The following is a 20,947-nucleotide window of genomic DNA, read 5'->3' on the forward strand; positions in this document are numbered from 1 at the left end:
CCCATGACCGAGAGCGCACGACGGATCGCCAGCGACGCTGAGGGCTTCATTCTCGAGGCCGAAGACCGGCGCGCCATCGCACAAGAGCGCGATCACTATGAGCAACCCCAGGCGGCCTGCATCGAGGCGTTGAAGATCGTCCAGCGTCGCCACGGCTGGGTGCCCGACGCGGCGATCCCGGCGATCGCCGAGGTGCTGGGGGTGGGGCCCGCCGATGTCGAGGGCGTGGCAACCTTCTACAGCCTGATCTTCCGCCAGCCGGTGGGGCGGCACGTGATTCTGATCTGCGACAGCAGCTCGTGCTTTCTCAATGACTATGAGGAGCTGCGCGACGCATTGTCCGAGCGGCTCGGCATCGGCTTCGGCCAGACCACCGCCGATGGCCGCTTCACGCTGCTGCCGGTGTGCTGCCTAGGCGCCTGCGATCGCGGCCCGGCGCTGATGATCGACGATCATACCTACGGCCCCGTCGACCCGGGGGATGTGGCCGACCTGCTGGAGGGCTACGCATGAGCGTGAGGCGATATCACAGCCAGCTGCGCCAGGGCGCCGCTGAGCGCCGCGCCGAAACCCACCCGCTAACCTGGCGGCTACGCGAGGATGGCACCATGGTGGGGCTCGAGGAGTATGTCGAGAAAAAGGGTTACGCGGCGGTCCGCGAGGTGCTCAATCATCGCACCGCCGACGACGTGATCAAGACCATGAAAGAGGCCAACGTGCGCGGGCGTGGCGGTGCCGGCTTCTCGGCGGGCGTGAAGTGGAGCCTGACCATGAAGGGACCGGACATCCCGCGCGGCTACCTGGTCTGCAATGCCGACGAGATGGAGCCCGGCACCTTCAAGGATCGCCTGCTGCTCGAGCAACAGCCGCATCTGCTGATCGAGGGAATGATCCTCGCCGGCTACGCCAATGATTCGTGCTTCGGTTACATTTTCCTGCGTGGCGAGTACCTCGAGGCGGCGCGCGCCGTGCAGCGGGCGCTCGATGAGGCGCGTGCCGCCGGCTGGCTGGGTGCCGATATTGCCGGCAGCGGTTTCGACTTCGATATCGCCCTGCATAGCGGCGCCGGGCGCTACATCTGTGGCGAGGAGACCGCGCTGATCAACTCGCTGGAGGGCAGGCGCGCCAATCCCCGGGACAAACCGCCGTTCCCCGGTCAGTCCGGTGCCTGGGGCAAGCCCACCGTGGTCAATAACGTCGAGACCCTATGCAACGCGCCGGGCGTGATGCACCACGGTGCCCAGTGGTACCAGGAGCTCTCCGGCGAGCTGAGCGACGACGGCGGCACCAAGCTCTACGGCGTTTCCGGCAAGGTCAACATGCCCGGCCTGTGGGAGCTGCCGATCGGTACCCCGGCCAGCGAGCTGCTCGAGCGAGCCGGCGGCATGCGTGACGGCCGAACCCTCAAGACTTGGCTGCCCGGCGGCGGGAGTACTGGCTTCCTGCTCCCCGAACATCTCGATTCACCACTCGACTTTGACTCCATCGGCAAGCTGGGCAGCCGTCTGGGGACGGGACTTTTGACCGTGGTCAACGAGGACCAGAGCGTGCTCGCCTTGGTGCGCAACCTCGAGCAGTTCTTCGCCCGCGAGTCCTGTGGCTGGTGTACACCGTGTCGCGATGGGCTACCGTGGACCGTCAAGCTGCTTCAGGCGCTGGAGCGCGGCGAGGGTGAGCCCCGCGACATCGAGATGCTCGACAAGCTGGCCGATGACTTGGGGCCAGGTAAGACCTTCTGTGCCCATGCGCCCGGCGCGGCGATGCCGTTGCAGTCGGCACTCAAGTACTTCCGTGACGAGTTCGAGCGTGGCGTGACGAATCCGGCGGGGGTGACCCACGACGAGCCGATGCCGGTGGGCGAGGCATGAAGCGGACCATCAACCAGGAGGCGAGGTAGCGGCATGGCGACGATTCACGTGGACGGGCAGCGCTACGACGTAGAGGGCTCCGATAACCTGCTAGATGCCTGCCTGTCGCAAGGCCTCGACGTGCCCTATTTCTGCTGGCATCCGGCGATGGGCAGCGTGGGTGCGTGTCGCCAGTGCGCGGTCAAGCAGTTCAAGGACGAAGATGACACCCAGGGCAAGCTGGTGATGTCGTGCATGACCCCCGCGGCCGATGGTACCCGGATCTCGATCGATGACGAGCAGGCGCGCGAGTTCCGCGCCAGCGTCATCGAATGGCTGATGATCAACCACCCTCACGACTGTCCGGTCTGCGAGGAGGGCGGTCACTGCCATCTCCAGGATATGACGGTGATGACCGGTCATGACCGGCGGCGCTATCGCTTCCGCAAGCGTACCCACCGTAACCAGTATCTGGGGCCGTTCATCGCCCACGAGATGAACCGTTGCATCACCTGTTACCGCTGCGTGCGTTTCTACCGGGATTACGCCGGTGGCACTGACCTGGGGGCCTTCGGCGCCAACAGCAACATCTACTTTGGCCGCCATCAGGATGGCGTGCTGGAAAGCCCCTTCTCCGGCAACCTCAGCGAGGTCTGCCCCACCGGGGTGTTCACCGATCAGACCCACTCCGAGCAATACACCCGCAAGTGGGACCTGCAGTTCGCGCCGAGCATCTGCCACCAGTGTGCGGTGGGCTGCAACATCAGCCCCGGAGAACGCTATGGCGATATCCGGCGCATCGAGAATCGCTACCACGGCGAGGTCAACCGCTTCTTCCTTTGCGACCGCGGGCGCTTCGGCTACGGCTACGTCAACCGCGACGACCGCCCGCGCCAGCCCGAATGGCGTAGCGATCGCGATGATGGCTGGGTGACCCTGGAGGTCGATGCCGCCCTGGATCACGGCGCCGATCGGCTGAGAAGCGCCCGTCGGGTGATCGGTATCGGCTCCCCTCGCGCCAGTCTGGAAAGCAATCATCAACTGCGCGAGCTGGTCGGCGAGGAGGCTTTCTCCACCGGCATCGGCGTCGCCGAACAGCGTTGCCTGGACGAGATGCACTCGCTCAACCAGCGCTGTGGACTGCCCACGCCGACGCTTCGCGAGGTCGAGCACCACGACGCGCTGCTGATCCTCGGCGAGGATCTGATTGAAAGCGCGGCCCGCGTCGGCTTGGCGGTGCGCCAGGCCGCCCAGGCACGACGCGAGACGCTGGCCGCTGAGCGCAATATCCCCACCTGGAATGATGCCGCGGTGCGCACCCTGGGGCAGGATCGCTACCATCCGGTGTTCATTGCCTATCCGACCGCCACGCAGCTCGATGACGTCACCGCGGCGCGCTTCACGCTGGCCCCGGACGACATCGCCCGGCTGGGGTTTGCGGTGGCCCACGAGATCGACGACCAGGCGCCGGCCGTCGCCGACCTCGACTCCGCCACTCGCGAGGCGGCCCGCGACATCGCCACGCGGTTGATGGCCGCCGAGCGCCCGCTGGTGATCAGCGGCGGCTCACTGGGCTGCGAGGCCATTCTCCAGGCTGCCGGCAACGTGGCCCGAGCCCTGGCGCGCCGTGCCCGCCGAGGGGGACTTTTGCTGGTGCGTCGCGAGGCCAACAGCACGGGGCTAACGATGATCGGCGGCAAACCGCTGGAGTGGGCGCTCGACGAGCTCGCCAGCCGGCGGGCCGATGCCGTGGTGATCCTCGAGAACGACCTCTACCAACGCCTGCCCGCGGCGGCCATCGACGCAGCCCTCACCACCGCCGAGACGGTGGTGGTGCTTGACCACCAGCGCACCGCTACCTGGGCACAGGCCCATTTGGGCCTGCCCGCGGCCAGCTTCGCCGAGGCCGACGGCACCCTGGTCAGCCTCGAGGGCCGCGCCCAGCGTTTCTTCCAGGTCTTCGATCCTTCCTACCTGCGCCCTGCGACGCGTATCCACGAGAGCTGGCGTTGGCTGCATGTGTTGCGTGGCGACATCCGGCGTCACCCGGTGGCCGATATCACACTCGATGCCGTAACCCGCGACTGTGCCCGTGCCCATCCTGCGCTGGATGCCATCGTCGACGCCGCGCCGGACGCCAACTACCGGGTGCATGGCCTCAAGCTGGCGCGCGAGCCGCACCGCTACAGCGGGCGAACCGCCATGCGCGCCCATCTCAATGTCAGCGAGCCGAGGGTTCCCCAGGACCCGGACTCCCCCTTTACCTTCTCGATGGAAGGCTACAACGGCATCGGCCGTCCTCGCGAGGAGGTGGCCTTCGCCTGGGCGCCGGGATGGAACTCGCCCCAGGCCTGGAACAAGTTCACCGATGAGGTCGGCGGCCATCTGCGCGCCGGCGATCCGGGCGTGCGCCTGATTGCCCCGAGCCCCGCTGCTGATGCCTTCGCGACTGCGATTCCCGAGAGTTTTCGTGGCCGCGACGGCGAGTGGCAGCTGGTGATCCTGTCGCGGCTGTTCGGCGGCGACGAGACCTCCTCGCGGGCCGCGCCGATCGTCGCCCGGGCGGCGCCGGCCACCCTCGCAGTGGCTGACGATGATGCCACACGGCTGGGCGTGGATGACGGCGACCGGCTCGAGATAACCGGCCAGGCGGGGTCGCTGACGCTCGCGGTGCGTCGCGAGGCGACCCTGCCCAGCGGGGTGGTTGGCTTGCCGGCGGGTCTCGCGCCAGTGCTGGTCGCCGGCGAGTGGGTACGCCTGGCCGTATCTCGCGGCGGGGGCGGCGATGCAGGGGGGCACTCATGAGTTGGCTGTCAGCGTCACTCATCGCCAGCTTGCTGGCCATGCTGCAGGCGGGGGTGATCCTGCTGGGTGTGGTGCTGCTGGGCGCGGTGCTGACGATAGTCGAGCGTCGCCTGCTGGGGCTCTGGCAGGATCGCTACGGGCCCAATCGGGTGGGCACGTTCGGCTCACTGCAGCTGATCGCCGACATGATCAAGATCTTCTTCAAGGAGGACTGGATTCCGCCCTTCGCCGATCGAGCGCTATTCGTGCTGGCGCCGGCGATTGCCATGGCCTCGCTGCTGCTGTCGTTCATGATCATTCCCATCACCCCCGGCTGGGGAGTGGCGGACTTCAATATCGGGCTGCTGTTCTTTCTCGCCATGGCCGGCATCAACGTCTACGCGGTGCTGTTCGGCGGATGGTCGAGCGGCAACAAGTATGCCTTGCTGGGCGCCATGCGCGCCTCGGCGCAGACGCTCTCCTACGAGGTGTTCATGGGCCTGTCGCTGATGGGTGTGGTGGCGATGGCGGGCACCTTCAACATGCGCGAGATCGTCAACGCCCAGCAGGGCTTGTGGTTTGTCGTCCCGCAGTTCTTCGGCTTCGCGACCTTCCTGATCGCCGGCATCGCGGTGACCCACCGCCATCCCTTCGACCAGCCCGAAGCCGAGCAGGAGCTGGCCGACGGCTACCATATCGAGTACTCGAGCATGAAGTTCGGCATGTTCTTCATCGGCGAGTACGTGGGCATGGCGCTGATCTCGGCGTTGATCGTCACGCTGTTCTTCGGCGGCTGGCATGGCCCCTGGCTGCCGCCGATCGTGTGGTTCGCGCTGAAGACAGGCGCCTTGCTGGTGCTGTTCATCCTGCTGCGCGCCTCGCTGCCCAGGCCGCGGTATGACCGAGTGATGAGTTTCGGCTGGAAATTCTGCCTGCCGCTGACCCTGATCAATCTGCTGATGACCGGGGCGCTGATCCTGCTTGCCGACCCGCTGTAACCGAGGAGCGACCCCCCATGTTCATGAAGGTGATCGAAGGCACGATCTCGCAACTGCGCACCCTGGGCATGATCTTCATGCACAGCTTCCGCAAGCGCGAGACGGTCAGCTATCCCGAACAGCCGGTGTATCTGCCGCCGCGCTATCGTGGGCGCATCGTGCTGACTCGCGACCCCGACGGCGAGGAGCGTTGCGTGGCCTGCAACCTCTGCGCGGTGGCCTGTCCGGTGGCCTGCATCTCGTTGCAGAAGGGCGAGCGCGAGGATGGGCGCTGGTACCCGGAGTTCTTTCGCATCAATTTCTCGCGCTGCATCTTCTGCGGGATGTGCGAGGAGGCCTGCCCGACCTCGGCGATCCAGCTCACCCCGGACTTCGAAATGAGTGAGTACCAGCGCCAGGAGCTGGTCTACGAGAAGCAAGACCTGCTGATCAACGGGCCGGGCAAGGACCACGACTACCACTTCTACAAGGTGGCGGGACTGGCGATCGCCGGCAAGGGCAAGGGTAAGGCGCGGGACGAGGCCGAGCCGATCGACGTCAAGACACTGCTGCCCTGAGGCGCAGGAGGAAATGCCATGAACATCGCCTTCTATCTGAGTGGCCTGGTCGCGGTGCTGGCCACCCTGGGAGTGGTCACCAACACCAATCCGGTGCATGCCCTGCTCTACCTGATCGTCTCGCTGATCAGTGTGGCGCTGGTGTTCTTCGCGCTGGGCGCGCCCTTCGCCGGGGCACTGGAGGTGATCGTCTATGCCGGGGCGATCATGGTGCTGTTCGTGTTTGTGGTGATGATGCTCAACCTCGGTCACGAAGGCGCTGCCCAGGAACGCTTGTGGTTGCGACCGCGGGTCTGGCTGGGGCCGGCGGTGCTCTCGGCGGTGCTGCTGGTGACCCTGATCGCCACGCTGTGGAGCGGCGATGACGGACGCATGATCGCTGGACAGACGCTGACCGCCAAGGCCGTGGGCTCCCTGCTGTTCGGTCCCTGGCTGCTGATTGTCGAGCTTGCGGCTATGCTGCTGCTGGCGGCATTGGTGACCGCTTCGCATGTGGGGCGTGTGCCGGGGCCAACGCCTTTGGAAAGTGGCGACACCCAGCCTCGCCAGCACACCCAGCCCCGCAAGGAGGGAGCATGAGCGGAATTCCCATGGAGCACGGCCTGGTACTGGCCGCCATCCTGTTCGTGCTGGGGATCGCCGGGCTGATCTGCCGGCGCAACCTGGTGTTCGTGCTGATGAGCCTGGAGATCATGCTCAATGCCGCAGGGCTGGCATTCATCGTCGCCGGCACCGCCTGGGGGCAGCCGGAGGGGCAGGCGATGTTCCTGCTGGTGATCACCCTGGCGGCAGCCGAAGCCAGTATTGCCCTGGCGCTATTGATCCAGCTCCATCATCGTTTCAAGACGCTGGACGTGGACGCGGCCAGTCGCATGCATGGATGAGGCACCGCCGATGTCGTTACTGCCACTGACCTTCCTGTTGCCCCTCGCCGGCACCCTGATCCTCGCGCTGTCGCGGGGCCGGCTCGATGCGCGAGCCTGCACGAGGGTTGGCGTGACCAGCGTGGGGCTGGCGGCGCTGGTGTCGCTGTGGGTGGGCTGGCGATTTCTAGCCGCTGGCGGGCAGGGCCTCGGTATTACGCTGTGGACCTGGGTGACGGTCGGCGATTTTCGCCCGACCATCGGCCTGGCGCTGGACGGCCTGTCGCTGACCATGGTCGGCATCATCACCGGCGTGGGCTTTCTCATTCACCTGTTCGCCGCCTGGTACATGCAGGGCGAGGCCGGGGTGAGGCGCTTTTATGCCTACATGAACCTATTCGTGGCCAGCATGCTGCTGCTGGTGCTTGGCGACAACCTGCTGCTGCTCTACCTGGGCTGGGAAGGCGTCGGCCTATGCAGCTACTTGCTGATAGGCTACTACTATTGGACTGCGGCCAATGGCTGGGCGGCCTTCAAGGCGTTCATCGTCACCCGCCTGGGCGATGTCTTCCTGGCGATCGGCCTATTCCTGCTGTTCCGCGAGCTGGGCACGCTGGACATTACCGAGATTCTCGCCCGGGCACCTGAGGTGTGGGTCGAGGGTGCCTGGCAGGCGCAGCTCGCGTCGCTGCTTATCCTCGGTGGGGCGCTGGGCAAGTCGGCGCAACTGCCGCTGCACACCTGGTTGGCCGATGCCATGGCCGGCCCCACGCCGGTCTCGGCACTGATCCACGCCGCGACCATGGTCACCGCCGGCGTCTATCTGATCGCCCGCCTGCACGGGATCTTCGAGCTGGCGCCGGCGGTACTCACCCTGGTCGGCGTGATCGGTGCGCTGACGCTGCTGATGGCCGGTTTCGCCGCACTCGCCCAGACCGACATCAAGCGCGTGCTGGCCTACTCGACCATGAGCCAGATCGGCTACATGTTCCTGGCACTGGGGGTCGGCGCCTATCAGGCGGCAATCTTCCACCTGATGACCCACGCCTTCTTCAAGGCATTGCTATTCCTCTCGGCCGGGGCGGTGATCGTCAGCTGCCACCACGAGCAGGACATGCGCCGCCTCGGCGGATTATGGCGTCGCCTGCCGCTGGCCTATGCCGGCTTCGTGATCGGCGGGGCCGCGCTGGCCGCGCTGCCGCTGGTCACCGCCGGTTACTACAGCAAGGACGAGATCCTCTGGGAGGCGCTGGCCGCCGGCCATGGCGGGCTAATGCTGGCTGGCCTGGTCGGCGCACTGTTGACCTCGCTGTATACCCTGCGGTTGATTATCGCCATCTTCCATGGCGAGATGAAAAGCGACAACGCCCGCCATGCCGAGCCCGGTCACGGCCCGGCGCACGGCCTGCCGTTGCTGGTACTGGCGGTGCTCTCCACTTTCCTCGGTGCCTGGATCCATCCGCCGCTGGCGGACGTGCTGCCGGCCAGCCCTGGGGCGCAGGCGCATGGTGCCGGGCACGGCGTGCTGGCCAGCGTCGCGGCGCTGGTGTCGCTGGGCGGGCTGGCCATCGCCGCCTGGCTGTTCCTGCGGCGCCGGCGCTGGCTGGCCGAACGCATGGCGAGCGGCTGGGAGGCCCGCCTGTGGCGATTGTGGCACCAGGCCTGGGGCTTCGATATCGCCTACGACAGGCTGTTCGTGCGGCCCTACCGTGGCCTGGTCCGGGTGCTGCGCAGCGACTTCCTCGATCGCCTGTTGCTGCTGGCGGGCTGGCTGTCGTGGGTGCTGCATCGTGGTCTTAGCAGGACTCAGACTGGCAAGCTACGCCTTTATGCCGGGACCATGGTGGCCGGCATGACGCTGGTGCTGATGGTATTGGTGCTGAGGGGCTTATGAGAGTGACACCGCACGCGTGCGCCGACGGGCAAGTGTCGCCGAGGGTTCAACGACAGGGAAGGCACCATCTATGACGCTGATCTGGCTGATCCTGATCCCCTTCATGGGGGGCCTGCTGTGCTGGCAGGCAGAACGCTTCGGTGACCTGCCGCCGCGCTGGATCGCGTTGGCGACGATGCTGATCGAACTGGCGATCACCTTGGGGCTATGGTTCCACGGCGACTATCACCTGGCCAATGCCGGGATGGCCAGCGATTCAGTGCGCTGGTCGATGGAGTGGCGGGTGGCCTGGATTCCGCGCTTCGGCATCGACGTACACCTGGCGCTCGACGGCCTGTCGCTGGTGCTGATCGCGCTGACCGGCTTCCTGGGCGTGCTGGCGGTGCTCTGCTCTTGGCACGAGATCGTGCGCCGTGTGGGCTTCTTCCATCTCAACCTGCTGTGGATCCTCGGTGGGGTGGTCGGGGTGTTCCTGGCCATTGACCTTTTCCTGTTCTTCTTCTTTTGGGAAATGATGCTGGTGCCGATGTATTTCCTGATCGCGCTGTGGGGGCACAGCGGCTCGGAAGGACGTACCCGCATCCGCGCGGCGACCAAGTTCTTCATCTACACCCAGGCCAGCGGGCTTGTGATGTTGGTATCGATCCTCGGCCTGGTATTCGCGCACCATGCCAACACCGGCGAATACTCCTTTGCCTATGCCACGCTGATGCAGACGCCACTCTCCGAATCCACGGCGATGTGGCTGATGCTGGGCTTCTTCGTGGCCTTCGCCGTCAAGCTGCCGGTGGTGCCGGTGCATGGCTGGCTGCCCGATGCCCATGCCCAGGCCCCTACCGCCGGCAGCGTCGATCTGGCGGGTATCCTGCTCAAGACCGCGGCCTATGGCATGTTGCGCTTCGCCCTGCCGCTGTTTCCCGAGGCCTCCCAGGCGTTCGCCCCGGTGGCCATGACCCTGGGCGTGATCGGGATCTTCTATGGCGCGCTGCTGGCCTGCGGCCAGCAGGACATCAAGCGGCTGATCGCCTATACCAGCATCGCCCACATGGGTTTCGTGCTGATCGGTATCTACGCCGGCACCCCGCTGGCCCTACAGGGCGTCGTGCTGATGATGGTCGCCCATGCCTTCTCGGCGGCAGGATTGTTCATTCTCAGCGGGCAGCTCTACGAACGCCTGCACACCCGCGACATGCGCGAGATGGGCGGCCTCTGGGGGCGCCTGGGCAGCCTGCCGGGCTTTTCGCTGTGTTTCGTGGCCGCCTCGCTGGGCATGCCGGGGACTGCCAACTTCCTGGGCGAGTTCCTGATCCTGTTCGGCAGCTTCCCAGTGGCCCCCTGGGTGGTGGTGATCGCCAGCGTCGGCCTGGTTCTGGCGGCGATCTACTCCCTGTTGCTGATGCAACGGGTATACTTCGGCCCCCCACAGGGAGAGGGGATGCTGGCCGACCTGGACCATCGTGAATATGTAATGCTGCTGACGCTGCTGGGGTTGGTGCTGCTGTTCGGGCTCTATCCCCAGCCTCTGCTGGATGCCACCGCGGCAGCCATGGGCGAGGTACAGCGCCTGTTCGGCGCCGTTCCTCAGTCGACCACTCTGCTGACGGGAATGCCATGACGTTGACCGCGACGCACCTGCTGGCCCTTGCGCCACCGATCCTGGTCTGCATCACGGCCATCGTGGTGATGCTGGCGATCGCCTGGCGACGCCATCACACGAGTATCGCCATCGTCACCGTGGTGGGCCTCAATCTAGCGCTGCTGTCGCTGATCGGTGTGTGGCGCATGGCGCCGCTGGCCGCGCCGATGCTCGCCATCGACGGTCTGGCGATCTTCGCCGCGGTGCTGATCCTGGTTGCGGCGTTGGCCTGCGCGACCCTGACGCATGCCTACCTGGCACAGTACAGCGGGCCTCGGGAAGAGTTCTATCTGCTGCTGCTGTGCGCCACGGCCGGTGGTTTGGTGCTGTCGGCCAGTACCCACCTGGCGACGCTGTTCTTCGGCCTGGAGCTATTGTCGATTCCTCTTTATGGCATGCTGGCCTATGTCTACGGCGAGCGCCGCTCCCTCGAGGCAGGGGTCAAGTATCTGGTGCTGTCGGCCACGGCGACCACTTTTCTGCTGTTCGGCATGGCTGTGCTGTACGCCGAGACCGGTCATCTGGACGTCGCCGGGCTGGCAGCGCGACTCGGCGACGAGCTCGGTGCTTGGGGACTGGCCGGCGCTGCCCTGATGATGATGGGTCTGGCCTTCAAGCTCTCGGTCGTGCCGTTTCATATGTGGACGCCAGACGTCTACCAGGGGGGGCCTGGCCCGGCGGCCACCTTCCTGGCTACGGCCAGCAAGGTGGCCGTATTCGTGGTATTGCTGCGCCTGGTGATAACGGCTCCGGCCTTCCAGGATGGCTGGTTGCACAATGTGCTGGCGGTGCTGGCGATTCTCACCATGCTGGTCGGCAATCTGCTGGCGCTGACCCAGTCGAACCTCAAGCGCCTGCTGGGCTATTCGTCGATCGCCCATTTCGGCTACCTGCTCACCGCGCTGGTGATCGGCGATGGCCTGTCGGTCGAGGCCTCGGCTGTCTACCTGGTGACCTACCTTCTCGCCACTTTGGGCGCCTTCGGGGTCGTCACGCTGCTCTCCAGCCCCTATGTCAGCGGCACTCAGGGCGGCGAGGACACGGCAGCGCTGCACCACTATCGCGGGCTGTTCTGGCGACGCCCCTACCTGACTGCGGTGCTGACGATCACCCTGCTGTCACTGGCGGGGATTCCCTTCACCGCCGGCTTCATCGGCAAGTTCTACATCATCGCCCTGGGTGTCGAGTCCCAGCGTTGGGGGCTGGTTGGCGCCGTGATCGTGGGCAGCGCCATCGGGCTTTTCTATTACCTGCGGGTGATGGTCACGCTGTTCCTTGCCGAGGCGGGCATGCAGCGGCGTGATGCCCCCGAGAACTGGGCGATCCAGGCCGGTGGTGTGGTAGTGCTGGGGGCAGCTGTACTGGTGGTGGTGCTGGGTATTTATCCGGCCCCGATGATCGACTGGATGCACCACATCGAGGTGTTGGTCGGTGGTTGAGGAAACCGCCGGGGCCTGCAGGGGATGCTGGCAGAGGATGCGCTACCGGGCCCTGGCCCGGTAGCGCTCAGACGATCACTCGCTGGTGGTATCGCCTTCCGGGTTGCGGGCGTTGTAGTAGGCCTGCTCGGAGATGGCGTGATAGTCCACCACCTTGTTCTGGAAGGCCTGGTAGGAGTCGTAGATCTTCTTGGCCATGTCGCTTGACTCGGCAAGCTCGGCAACCACGTCGGCGGAGTGCTTCTTGGCCTGGGCCAGGACGTCGTCCGGCAGGCGGCGCAGTTCCACGTCATGCTCGTTGACCAGGGTCTCCAGGGCATCGTTGTTGCGGGCTGTGTACTCATCGAGCACGTTCTGGTTCACGTCACGCGCGGCGGTGCGCAGGATCGCTTGAAGGTCGGCGGGTAGCGAGGCCCAGGCCTCTTCGTTGATGAGCGCCTCGAACATCACGGTCGGCTCGTGCCAACCCGGATAGTAGTAGTACTCGGCGGCCTGGTGCAAGCCGAAGGCCAGGTCGTTGTAAGGGCCGATCCACTCGGTGGCATCGATGGCGCCGGACTGCAGCGAGGTGAAGATCTCGCCACCCGGCATATTGACGATGGCCACCCCCATGCGGCTCATCACCTCGCCACCGAGGCCCGGCATGCGCATCTTCAAGCCGTTGAGGTCGTCGACGGAGTTGATCTCCTTGTTGAACCAGCCGGCCATCTGCACCCCCGAGGCGCCGGCAACCAGCACGTCGACGCCGAAGGGATCATAGAGCTCATTCCACAGTTCCAGGCCACCCCCGTAGTGCAGCCAGGCGTTCATCTCCTGGGCATTCATGCCGAAGGGAACGGCGGCGAAGAACTGGGCGGCCGGCGCCTTGCCTTTCCAGTAGTAGGAGGCGGAATGGCCCATCTCTGCGGTACCCTCGGCAACGGCATCGAAGACCTCGAAGCCCGGCACCAGCTGGCCGGCCCCGAAGACCTCGATGGTCAGGCGGCCCCCGGACATCTCATCGACCAGCTTGGCGAGCCGCTCCGGCCCCTGACCGACACCGGGGAAGTTCTTCGGCCAGGAGGTGACCATCTTCCACTCGAAGGTTTCCTGGGCCTGTGCCGTGTTACCGGCGCTGGTGACTAGCATCAGGCCCGAGACGGCACCGCTCATGGCTACGGCGATGGCGAGTGATCTGAGTTTCATCTGCTTTCCCTCTGTAGTTGTGGGTTATGCGTGTGATGCAGGTTGTCGTGGAAAGCCCTCGCGAGGGCTGCGTGGGTCCGGCAGCTAGCAGGCTGGCCGGAGGGCACCGCGGACGGTGCCGGATAGAGTCTTCCCTGGCATCAGCGGGCCCACCTAGACCGGCAGTCCGGGCCTCATGCCATCGCTTAGAATTGGTCCGGTAGCCAAGTGGCAAGTCCCGGGAAGAAGGCCAGGGCCAACAGCATGCCAAGTTGCAACACGATAAACGGCATCACACCCTTGTAGATCGCCGAGGTGGGCACCGACTCCGGCGCCACGCCGCGCAGGTAGAAGAGCGCGAAACCGAAGGGCGGCGTCAGGAAGGAGGTCTGCAGGTTGATGGCGATCATGATGCCCAGCCAGATGGGATCGAGGCCCATGGCCAGCAGGATCGGTCCCACGATGGGCACCACCACGAAGGTGATCTCGATGAAGTCAAGGATAAAGCCGAGCAGGAAGATCACCAGCATCACCACGAGAGTGGCACCTACCACGCCACCGGGCATGTTGTTGAAGATCTCGTGGATCAGTTCCTCGCCACCATAGGCGCGGAACACCAGCGAGAAGAGCGCGGCGCCGATCAGGATCATGAACACCATGGTGGTGACGTGGGTCGTCGAGCGCAGCACCTCCCTGAGGGTGGCGAGGTTCAGGCGGCGATAGGCCAGCGACAGGATAAGGGCGCCGAAGGCCCCCACCGCCGAGGCTTCGGTGGGCGTGGCGAAGCCGCCGAGGATCGAGCCCAGCACGGCAACGATCAGCACCATGGGCGGCACCAGCCCCTTGAGCAGCAACAAGCCCAGCCCGCCCTCGTGGCCGAGCTCGGCCATCAGTTCCCGGCGGTCGGCAGGCGGGGCGGAAGCTGGCCTGAGCCAGGCGACCAGGGACACATAGGCGATGTAGAGCACCACCAGTGCCAGCCCCGGGACCAGGGCGCCCATGAACAGATCGCCCACCGAGACCGTCTTGGGGCTGAAGATGCCCATCGAGAGCTGGGCCTGCTGGTAGGCCGAGGAGAGCACGTCGCCGAGCAGCACCAGCGCAATGGAGGGTGGAATGATCTGGCCCAGGGTGCCGGTGGCGCAGATGGTGCCGGTAGCCAGCGGCATGCTGTAACCGCGCTTGAGCATGGTCGGCAACGACATCAGCCCCATGGTCACCACGGTGGCGCCGACGATACCGGTGGAGGCCGCCAGCAGCATCCCCACCAGGGTCACCGAGATACCCAGCCCGCCGCGCAGTGAGCCGAACAGCAAGGCCATGGCGTCGAGCAGGGTCTCGGCGACCTTGGACTTCTCCAGCAGTACCCCCATCAGCACGAACAGCGGTACCGCGAGCAGGGTCTGGTTGGTCATGATGCCGTAGAGGCGGTTGGGGAAGGCGCCCAGGTAGCCGCTGTCGAAATTGGCATCGATACCCAGGGCCTGGAGCCCTAGCCCCAGGCCGGCAAAGGCCAGCGCCGTGCCGGCCAGGGAGAGGGCAACGGGATAACCCGCCATCAACACCAGGCAGATGACCAGGAACAGCACCAGGGGCATGAATTCCAGCATCACAGCCGCTCCTCGGTATGGTCGTGTTGATGGGCGGGAGGCGGCATGCGCCCGGTAAGGATCAGGAAGTGACGGCTCGCCTCGACCAGGGCCTGGAGGATCATCAGCACGGCGAAGAGCGGAATTAACGTCTTGAGCAGAAACACACCATGGATGCCACCGGCGTCGGGGGAGCCCTCGAAGATACGCCACGACTTGCTCACGTAGCCCGTGCTCGAGAGAATCACGAAGACCATGACCGGCAACAGCAGGAAAAGGGTCCCGCAGAGGTCGACCAGCGCCTTGTGCTTGGGTGTCATGGCTCGATAGAAGATGTCCACGCGCACATGGCCATCATGCTTGAGGGTCCAGGCGGCGGCCAGCATGAACACCACGGCATGCATGTACATCACCGATTCCTGCATGGCGATGCTGTTGAAATTGAAGGCGTAGCGCAGTACCACGATCAGGAACTGGATGAGCATCATCACCAGCACGAGCCAGGAGAGGCTTCTGCCCAGCCACTCCGAGGCACGGTCGAGGCAGGCGATGAAACCTGGTAGCTCGCGGGATTGGGCCATGGGTCGAGTTCTCGCTGTCCGGTCGTTGCGTTTGTCTGTGGCATGATGGCATACCATGCATCCGGTAGCAGCGAGCTTGGCCAACGCTGACTTGACGCTAGGCGCTGTCAGTCAGTGTTATCGCCTGGGCATCCTCTTAGGTCACGGCCAGGCAAGCTTCCAAGCAGGCCTCAGGCAGGCGCACATCCACGGCGATGGGCAAGTGATCCGAGAAGAGGTGGTCGAGGACCCGTACCTCGTCGGCGTGCAGGGACTCCGACAGCAGGATGTGGTCCAGGGCCCGGCGGGGCTGCCAGGACGGGTAGCTGAGCGGCGGGCGTGCCGGATGCAGTGGCAGCGAGGCGCTGAAGCGCCGGTGGCCGTGGAGCTGTTCGGGGGTGCAGTTGAGATCGCCCATCACCACCACATGGCGCAGCGGCTGGATGATCTCGCTGAGATAGTTGAGCTGGCGCACCCGGCCGCGATGGCTCAGTGCCAGATGGGCGACGAACAGGTGCAGGGCGTCGGGCCCCTCGCCATAGCGGGCGTGGATGGCCCCGCGGCCGGGCAGGGTGCCGGGCAGGCGGTATTCCTCGATACAGGTCGGCGGCACGCGCGACAGCAGCCCGTTGCTGTGCTGGGCGATGCGGCCCAGGTTGCGGTTGAGCTGCTGGAAGTGGTGAGGAAAGCCGGCGTGCCTGGCCAGGTACTCCACCTGGTTGACCTGGCTCGAGCGGAAGCTCCCTCCGTCGGCCTCCTGAAGGCCAACGATATCGAAGCGCTCGAGCACCTCGGCGATCATGTCCAGACGCCGCAGCCGGCGGGGGTGCGGCAGGACGTGCTGCCAGCTGCGCGTCAGGTAGTGGTGGTAGGCCGAGGTCTGGATACCTACCTGCAGGTTGAAGGTGAGCAGCTTCAGATGGCCGCCTTCGAGGAGCGGCGTCCTTGCCTCGGCCAACGCTGACATCTCAGTCTGTCTGCTCCTCGCGGACTTTCTCGACCAGCGCGCCAGCCACCTGCGGCATGTTATCGAGGCTACCGGCAGAGCTCGGCGTGATCAGATAGCGGCCGTCGACGACCAGCGCCGGCACGCCCATCAGCTGCATCTGGCGCATGCGGGCATGGGCTTGGTTTACCTTGGCCTTGACCGCGAAGGAGCTCAGCGCCTCACGGGCCTGCTCCTCGCTGACCCCATAGTCGCTGAAGAACGCGGCGATATCGTCGACCTCGGTCAGCCTGCGACCCTGCTCATGGATCGCGTGGAAGAAGTCGTCATGCAATGCATCAAGGATGCCCAGTTCCTGAGCTGCATAGAAGGCGAAGGCATGGGTGTTCCAGGCGCCGCCCATGGTGGCTGGCATGCGCTGGAAGGCAACGTCCTGGGGTTGCTCGGCGACCCAGGCGTTGAGCGGCTCTTCCAGGTTGTAGCAGTGGGGACAGCCGTACCAGAAGACCTCGGTCACCTCGATGCGCCCATCCTCGACCTGGGTCTCAAGCGGATTGTCGAGCACCTCGTAGTGTTCGCCCTCGACCAGCGGGGCGGCCCATACCAGGGATGACAGGCCGAGGCCGGCCAGAGCAGCCATCAGAGTCTTCAACATGATGGGGTTCTCCTTACAAGGGGCATGATCCAGGGAACGACGTGAGCCAGCACAGCGCAAGCGTTGCGTCTTGCGCCAGGGCGGGACGGCGTACAAACCCCGAGAGCGACCTCCGGCCGCCCTCGCAGTGACAGCGCCGCCTCGGCTTCAGTGCAGGCCGAGCACATAGTTGGCCACGGCCTGCATGTCGCTGTCGCTCATCTTGCTGGCGATGTTGCGCATGATGGCGGCCGGATCGTTGGCCCGCTTGCCGGCGGCGAAGGCCTGCAGATTGGCTACCACATAATCGTGCTTCTGGCCGGAGAGCGCCGGGTATACCGCAGTGCCGATGCCTTGGCCGGTGGGCGTGTGGCAGGCAGAACAGGCAGGGATGCCCTTGGCCATGTCACCGGCGCGGTAGAGTTCACGACCACGCTCGATCAGTGCCTTGTCAGGATTGGCCTGTCCCAGGGCAGGCTCCATGCCGGCGAAGTATACCGCCACGTCCCAGGCATCCTGGTCGGAGAAGTTGTTCACCTGGCCGGCCATCTGGGGCACCATGCGGTTGCCGTCACGGATGTCCATGATCTGCTTGGCCAGGTAGGAGGCCTGCTGACCGGCCAGGTTGGGGAAGATACCGGAGGGGCTGATGCCCTGCTGTCCGTGGCAGGCGGCGCAGGCCTGCGCCTTGTTCTTGCCCGCCGCCGCATCGGCATCCGCTTGAAGGTCTGCATGGGCTACGCCGATGGCGCCCACGGTGATTGCCAGGCTTGCCAGTAGCTTTCTCATCGCTGTTCCACTATCTCGTTACATTGTTGGCCGGCACGTACCCCGGATGTCGCCCGACCTGCAGGCCGGATGCCCTGTGGCCGGTCATCGCCGACGCTCGGTGATTAGTCGCTGAGCGTCGGAGCACGATGCTATACTGGCGCGCCCCGGGTCGCAGACAAGGTCTCTGCATTATAACCGAACACCCGAGCTGCGGGAATGCAAGCTGGGGGTGCCCTTGTTCAACGTCAGGACTCTTCGTCATGTCGCGCCTAAACTACCCCGCTGCCGGCTTCCTTACCAGTGCCCCGACACTGGCTAAGTGTCCGCCGGATTTCGGAGCTGAAGCAGCGTTTGCCGGCCGCTCCAACGCCGGCAAGTCGAGTGCCATCAATGCCCTGACGCGGCAGAAGGCGCTGGCCCGCACCTCCAAGACCCCGGGGCGCACCCAGCTGATTAACTTCTTCACGCTGGGCGAGGACAACGGCCACCGGCTGGTCGACCTGCCCGGCTACGGCTACGCCAAGGTGCCCGAGCAGGTCAAGCTCGAGTGGCAGCGCCATCTTGCCGACTACCTGCGCCACCGCGGCTCCTTGCGCGGGCTGGTGCTGGTGATGGACGTGCGCCACCCGCTGACGGAGTTCGACCAGACCCTGCTCGGCTGGGCCGACGAGGCGAACATGCCGGTGCATATCCTGCTGACCAAGGCCGACAAGCTCAAGAGTGGTGCGGCCAAGAACACTCTGCAGCAAGTGCGCTCGCAACTGCGCGAGTGGGAGGATCTGGTGAGCATCCAGCTCTTCTCCGCCCTCAAGAAGCAGGGCATCGAGGAGGTGCATGAGCGCCTCGACCAGTGGCTACTCGAGCCCGAGCAGGGCTGACCCCGGAGCGCTCTAGCCCTTGCGCTCCAGGCGGTCGATCAACGCCGGTAGCTCTCGCACGTGCCTCAGGCGGTAGACCCCCGCGGGGAGCTCGCCGGCATGGGGTGTGTCGGGGGCGATCCACACCGCGCGCATCCCCAGGTGCAGGGCCGGAAGCACGTCCTCTTGCCAGGAATCCCCCACATGCAGTGCCCGAGAGGGCTGCGTGGCGAGCCGCGCCAGGGCGGCGAGGAAGGGGCGGGCGTCCGGCTTGGGCGCCTGGATCTCGCCGGCGGCGATGGCCACCCGGAAGTGGCGGTGCAGCGCCAGGCGGTGCAGCGCCAGGTTGCCGTTGGTGATGGCCCCCAGCTGGTAGCGGCCGCTGAGCCCCTCGAGCAGCGGCTCCACCTCGGGATGGGGCGAGACCGCGAGGCGTAGCTCAAGGAAGCGCGCCAGGGTCGCGGCGGCCCACAGCCAGGCGGCGCTGCGTGGCAGCCCGAACGCCTCCAGCAGCGCAATCAGGGCGCGTTCACGCAGCCAGCTGAAGTCGCCGCGACGCAGCGGGTACCGCTCGGCGAGCTCGCGGCGACTGGCCTGGTAGGCCGCCAGGGGGAAGCGCTCGGCGAAGCGGCCGAAATGCGTCTCGCCGCGGTGGGCCAGCCAGTCGCTCAGGGCCTCGTCGAGCCAGGCGTAGTGGCCGGTTTCGGCGCGCGCCATTACGCCACGGTTGTCCCACAGGGTGTCGTCGAGGTCAAAGGTGATCGCCTTCAGGGTCATGACGGCTCTCCGCCATCGTCGGAGCAGCGGCGTGCCCGGGGGTGGGCCGCATCGTAGCTCGCCGCCAGGTGCTGCCAGTCGAGCCGGGTGTAGACCTGGGTGGTGGCGAGGTCAGCATGGCCCAGCAGCTCCTGCACGGCCCGCAGGTCCTGGCTCGACTCCAGCAGGTGGCTGGCGAAGGAGTGACGCAGCCGGTGCGGATGGAGGTGCTCGGCCAGCCCCCGCGTCCTGGCCAGTTCGGCCAGCCGCTTCTGGATGGCGCGATGGCCCAGCCGGGCGCCGCGCACGCCGACGAACAGCGCCGGCGTGTCGCGCTCGGCCAGCTGGCCGCGCACTGCCCGCCAGGCATCCAGGGCCTGGCGCGCCCGGCGCCCCACCGGCACCTGGCGGGGCTTGCCGCCCTTGCCCACTACCTGCACCCGCTGCGGCTGCAGGTCGCCGAGGTCCAGTGCCGCCAGCTCGGCCAGGCGCAGGCCGCTCGAGTAGAAGAGCTCCAGCATCGCCTGGTCGCGTCGGGCCAGGGGCGAGTCGTCGTGGGGCGTGTCAAGGAAATGCGCCAGCTGGTCGACGTCCAGGGGATGCGGCAGGTGGTGGGGCTGACGCGGGGCCCGTACCAGCGGCACGGGGTTGTGGCGAAGCTTGCCGCTCTCCACCAGGTGTCGGGCGAGGCACGAGATGGCTGCGCGTCGTCGGGCTAGGCTGCGCGGGGCCTGCCCCCGCATGCGTTCGCTGCCCAGGAAGCGGCGCAGCAAGGCGGCATCTAGCCGCGACCAGTCGTCGATGGTCTCGGCCTCGAGGAAGGCTACCAGGGCCGCCAGGTCACGCCGGTAGGCGCTCACCGTGGCCGGACTGGCAGTGCGCGCCAGCCCGGTCAGGAAGGCCTCGACCTCGGCGTCCAGCGTGCGGGCGGTCACGATGAGGCCGGAGCCAGGCGCACCAGCAGTCGTGCCACCACCTCGCCCACGTACTCGGTAAACAGGGTGTCCATGCTGGCGCGGAAGTGCTCCGGGTCGGGACTCGCCAGCACCAGGTAGCCCAGCGGCTCGCCCAGGGTCAGCCGCGACAGCGCGCAGGAGCCGGTCTTGTCGGATGCCGGCACATGGGGCAGCAGGCGCTTCCAGTCGGTGGGCGTCAGTCGCGTGCAGCGGCTGGTGCGGCCATCGAGCAGGGCGGCCAGGCGCTGGCCGGCATGCTCATCGAGCACCTGACGCGGGGCCTGGGGTGGCCGCGGCTCGGCATCGGTGAGGCTGGCCGGGCACCACAGTGCCACCGCCGGGGTTTCGAAGCGCTCGGCGAGCTGGGTGGCCAGCGCCTGGCCCAGGGCGTCGTTGTCCTCAGCCTCGAGCAGCGCCAGCACTAGCTCGCGGGTGCGGCGATACTGGCCCTCGTTGTGGCGGGCCGACTCCAGCAGCTGCTCCAGGCGCCATTCGGCCTGCTCGGCGCGGGCGCGCAGGTCGTGTACCAACCGCTCGAGCAGCGAGGTGGCGCCGCGAGCCTCGGGGTGGGGAACCTTGAGCTGCTGCAGCAGCCCCTCGCGACCGACGAAGAAGTCTGGATGGCAGGCCAGCCACTGGGCCACCCGGTCGGGGTCGAGGGTCTGGCGCGGGTCGGGGACGGCTCGGGTCATGCAA

General features: G+C 66.3%; 20 protein-coding genes. 11 read left to right on the forward strand and 9 right to left on the reverse strand.

The window, feature by feature from the left end; genetic code table 11:
• The first annotated feature begins 3 nt into the window (after positions 1-3).
• The 10 genes from nuoE (at position 4) to nuoN (ending at position 12,018) form a co-directional block, all read left to right on the forward strand.
• Positions 4-513, forward strand: a complete 510-nt coding sequence (nuoE, locus tag DFO68_RS09375; RefSeq protein ID WP_133483402.1) for an NADH-quinone oxidoreductase subunit NuoE — start codon at positions 4-6, stop codon at positions 511-513.
• Complete coding sequence (gene nuoF / locus DFO68_RS09380; RefSeq protein WP_133483403.1) at positions 510-1,868, forward strand: NADH-quinone oxidoreductase subunit NuoF; 1,359 nt, start codon at positions 510-512, stop codon at positions 1,866-1,868. Before nuoE ends, nuoF begins: the two co-directional genes overlap by 4 nt.
• 33 nt (positions 1,869-1,901) lie before the next feature.
• Positions 1,902-4,652, forward strand: a complete 2,751-nt coding sequence (gene nuoG / locus DFO68_RS09385) for an NADH-quinone oxidoreductase subunit NuoG (protein ID WP_133483404.1) — start codon at positions 1,902-1,904, stop codon at positions 4,650-4,652.
• A complete protein-coding gene (gene nuoH, locus DFO68_RS09390) occupies positions 4,649-5,629 on the forward strand; it encodes an NADH-quinone oxidoreductase subunit NuoH (RefSeq protein ID WP_133483405.1) in 981 nt (326 codons plus the stop codon). Before nuoG ends, nuoH begins: the two co-directional genes overlap by 4 nt.
• Positions 5,630-5,646: 17 nt before the next feature.
• Positions 5,647-6,186, forward strand: a complete 540-nt coding sequence (gene nuoI / locus DFO68_RS09395) for an NADH-quinone oxidoreductase subunit NuoI (protein ID WP_133483406.1) — start codon at positions 5,647-5,649, stop codon at positions 6,184-6,186.
• Between the two features lie 18 nt (positions 6,187-6,204).
• Positions 6,205-6,765: an NADH-quinone oxidoreductase subunit J gene (nuoJ, locus tag DFO68_RS09400; RefSeq protein WP_133483407.1), complete on the forward strand. Its 561-nt coding sequence runs from the start codon at positions 6,205-6,207 to the stop codon at positions 6,763-6,765.
• The gene (gene nuoK, locus DFO68_RS09405; RefSeq protein WP_133483408.1) at positions 6,762-7,070 is read left to right on the forward strand and encodes an NADH-quinone oxidoreductase subunit NuoK; all 309 of its coding nucleotides are present in this window, start codon (positions 6,762-6,764) and stop codon (positions 7,068-7,070) included. Before nuoJ ends, nuoK begins: the two co-directional genes overlap by 4 nt.
• Positions 7,071-7,080: 10 nt before the next feature.
• Entirely contained in the window at positions 7,081-8,943 is a 1,863-nt protein-coding gene (nuoL, locus tag DFO68_RS09410) for an NADH-quinone oxidoreductase subunit L (protein WP_133483409.1), read from the forward strand.
• Between the two features lie 70 nt (positions 8,944-9,013).
• On the forward strand, positions 9,014-10,558 hold the full coding sequence (nuoM, locus tag DFO68_RS09415; RefSeq protein WP_133483410.1) for an NADH-quinone oxidoreductase subunit M: 1,545 nt from the start codon (positions 9,014-9,016) through the stop codon (positions 10,556-10,558).
• Positions 10,555-12,018 (forward strand): NADH-quinone oxidoreductase subunit NuoN, encoded by a 1,464-nt coding sequence (nuoN, locus tag DFO68_RS09420; protein WP_133483411.1) that lies wholly within the window; start codon positions 10,555-10,557, stop codon positions 12,016-12,018. The genes nuoM and nuoN overlap by 4 nt, the downstream gene beginning before the upstream one ends.
• 75 nt (positions 12,019-12,093) lie before the next feature.
• Here the strand turns inward: nuoN and DFO68_RS09425 are convergent, their stop codons facing one another.
• The 6 genes from DFO68_RS09425 to DFO68_RS09450 form a co-directional block, all read right to left on the reverse strand.
• Complete coding sequence (locus DFO68_RS09425) at positions 12,094-13,203, reverse strand: TRAP transporter substrate-binding protein (protein ID WP_133483412.1); 1,110 nt, start codon at positions 13,201-13,203, stop codon at positions 12,094-12,096.
• 185 nt (positions 13,204-13,388) lie between these two features.
• Positions 13,389-14,792, reverse strand: coding sequence for a TRAP transporter large permease (locus tag DFO68_RS09430; RefSeq protein ID WP_133483413.1), 1,404 nt, complete (start codon positions 14,790-14,792; stop codon positions 13,389-13,391).
• Positions 14,792-15,352: a TRAP transporter small permease subunit gene (locus DFO68_RS09435; protein WP_133483414.1), complete on the reverse strand. Its 561-nt coding sequence runs from the start codon at positions 15,350-15,352 to the stop codon at positions 14,792-14,794. Before DFO68_RS09435 ends, DFO68_RS09430 begins: the two co-directional genes overlap by 1 nt.
• A 136-nt stretch (positions 15,353-15,488) precedes the next feature.
• Entirely contained in the window at positions 15,489-16,298 is an 810-nt protein-coding gene (locus DFO68_RS09440; RefSeq protein WP_133483415.1) for an endonuclease/exonuclease/phosphatase family protein, read from the reverse strand.
• A gap of 1 nt (position 16,299) precedes the next feature.
• Positions 16,300-16,932, reverse strand: coding sequence for a thiol:disulfide interchange protein DsbA/DsbL (locus DFO68_RS09445; RefSeq protein WP_133483416.1), 633 nt, complete (start codon positions 16,930-16,932; stop codon positions 16,300-16,302).
• Between the two features lie 147 nt (positions 16,933-17,079).
• Positions 17,080-17,700 (reverse strand): c-type cytochrome, encoded by a 621-nt coding sequence (locus DFO68_RS09450; protein WP_133483417.1) that lies wholly within the window; start codon positions 17,698-17,700, stop codon positions 17,080-17,082.
• A gap of 242 nt (positions 17,701-17,942) precedes the next feature.
• On the opposite strand from DFO68_RS09450, the gene yihA reads away from it, so the two are divergent.
• On the forward strand, positions 17,943-18,560 hold the full coding sequence (gene yihA / locus DFO68_RS09455) for a ribosome biogenesis GTP-binding protein YihA/YsxC (protein ID WP_133483418.1): 618 nt from the start codon (positions 17,943-17,945) through the stop codon (positions 18,558-18,560).
• A gap of 12 nt (positions 18,561-18,572) precedes the next feature.
• Here the strand turns inward: yihA and DFO68_RS09460 are convergent, their stop codons facing one another.
• The 3 genes from DFO68_RS09460 to DFO68_RS09470 are packed head-to-tail and all read right to left on the reverse strand — an operon-like array spanning position 18,573 to position 20,943.
• The gene (locus DFO68_RS09460) at positions 18,573-19,316 is read right to left on the reverse strand and encodes an HAD family hydrolase (RefSeq protein WP_133483419.1); all 744 of its coding nucleotides are present in this window, start codon (positions 19,314-19,316) and stop codon (positions 18,573-18,575) included.
• The gene (locus tag DFO68_RS09465; protein ID WP_243726474.1) at positions 19,313-20,230 is read right to left on the reverse strand and encodes a tyrosine recombinase XerC; all 918 of its coding nucleotides are present in this window, start codon (positions 20,228-20,230) and stop codon (positions 19,313-19,315) included. The genes DFO68_RS09460 and DFO68_RS09465 overlap by 4 nt, the downstream gene beginning before the upstream one ends.
• Complete coding sequence (locus DFO68_RS09470; RefSeq protein WP_133483420.1) at positions 20,227-20,943, reverse strand: DUF484 family protein; 717 nt, start codon at positions 20,941-20,943, stop codon at positions 20,227-20,229. Before DFO68_RS09470 ends, DFO68_RS09465 begins: the two co-directional genes overlap by 4 nt.
• Positions 20,944-20,947: the final 4 nt, after the last annotated feature.

The organism is Halomonas ventosae, assembly GCF_004361885.1.
GTDB classification, from domain to species: Bacteria; Pseudomonadota; Gammaproteobacteria; order Pseudomonadales; family Halomonadaceae; genus Halomonas; species Halomonas ventosae_C.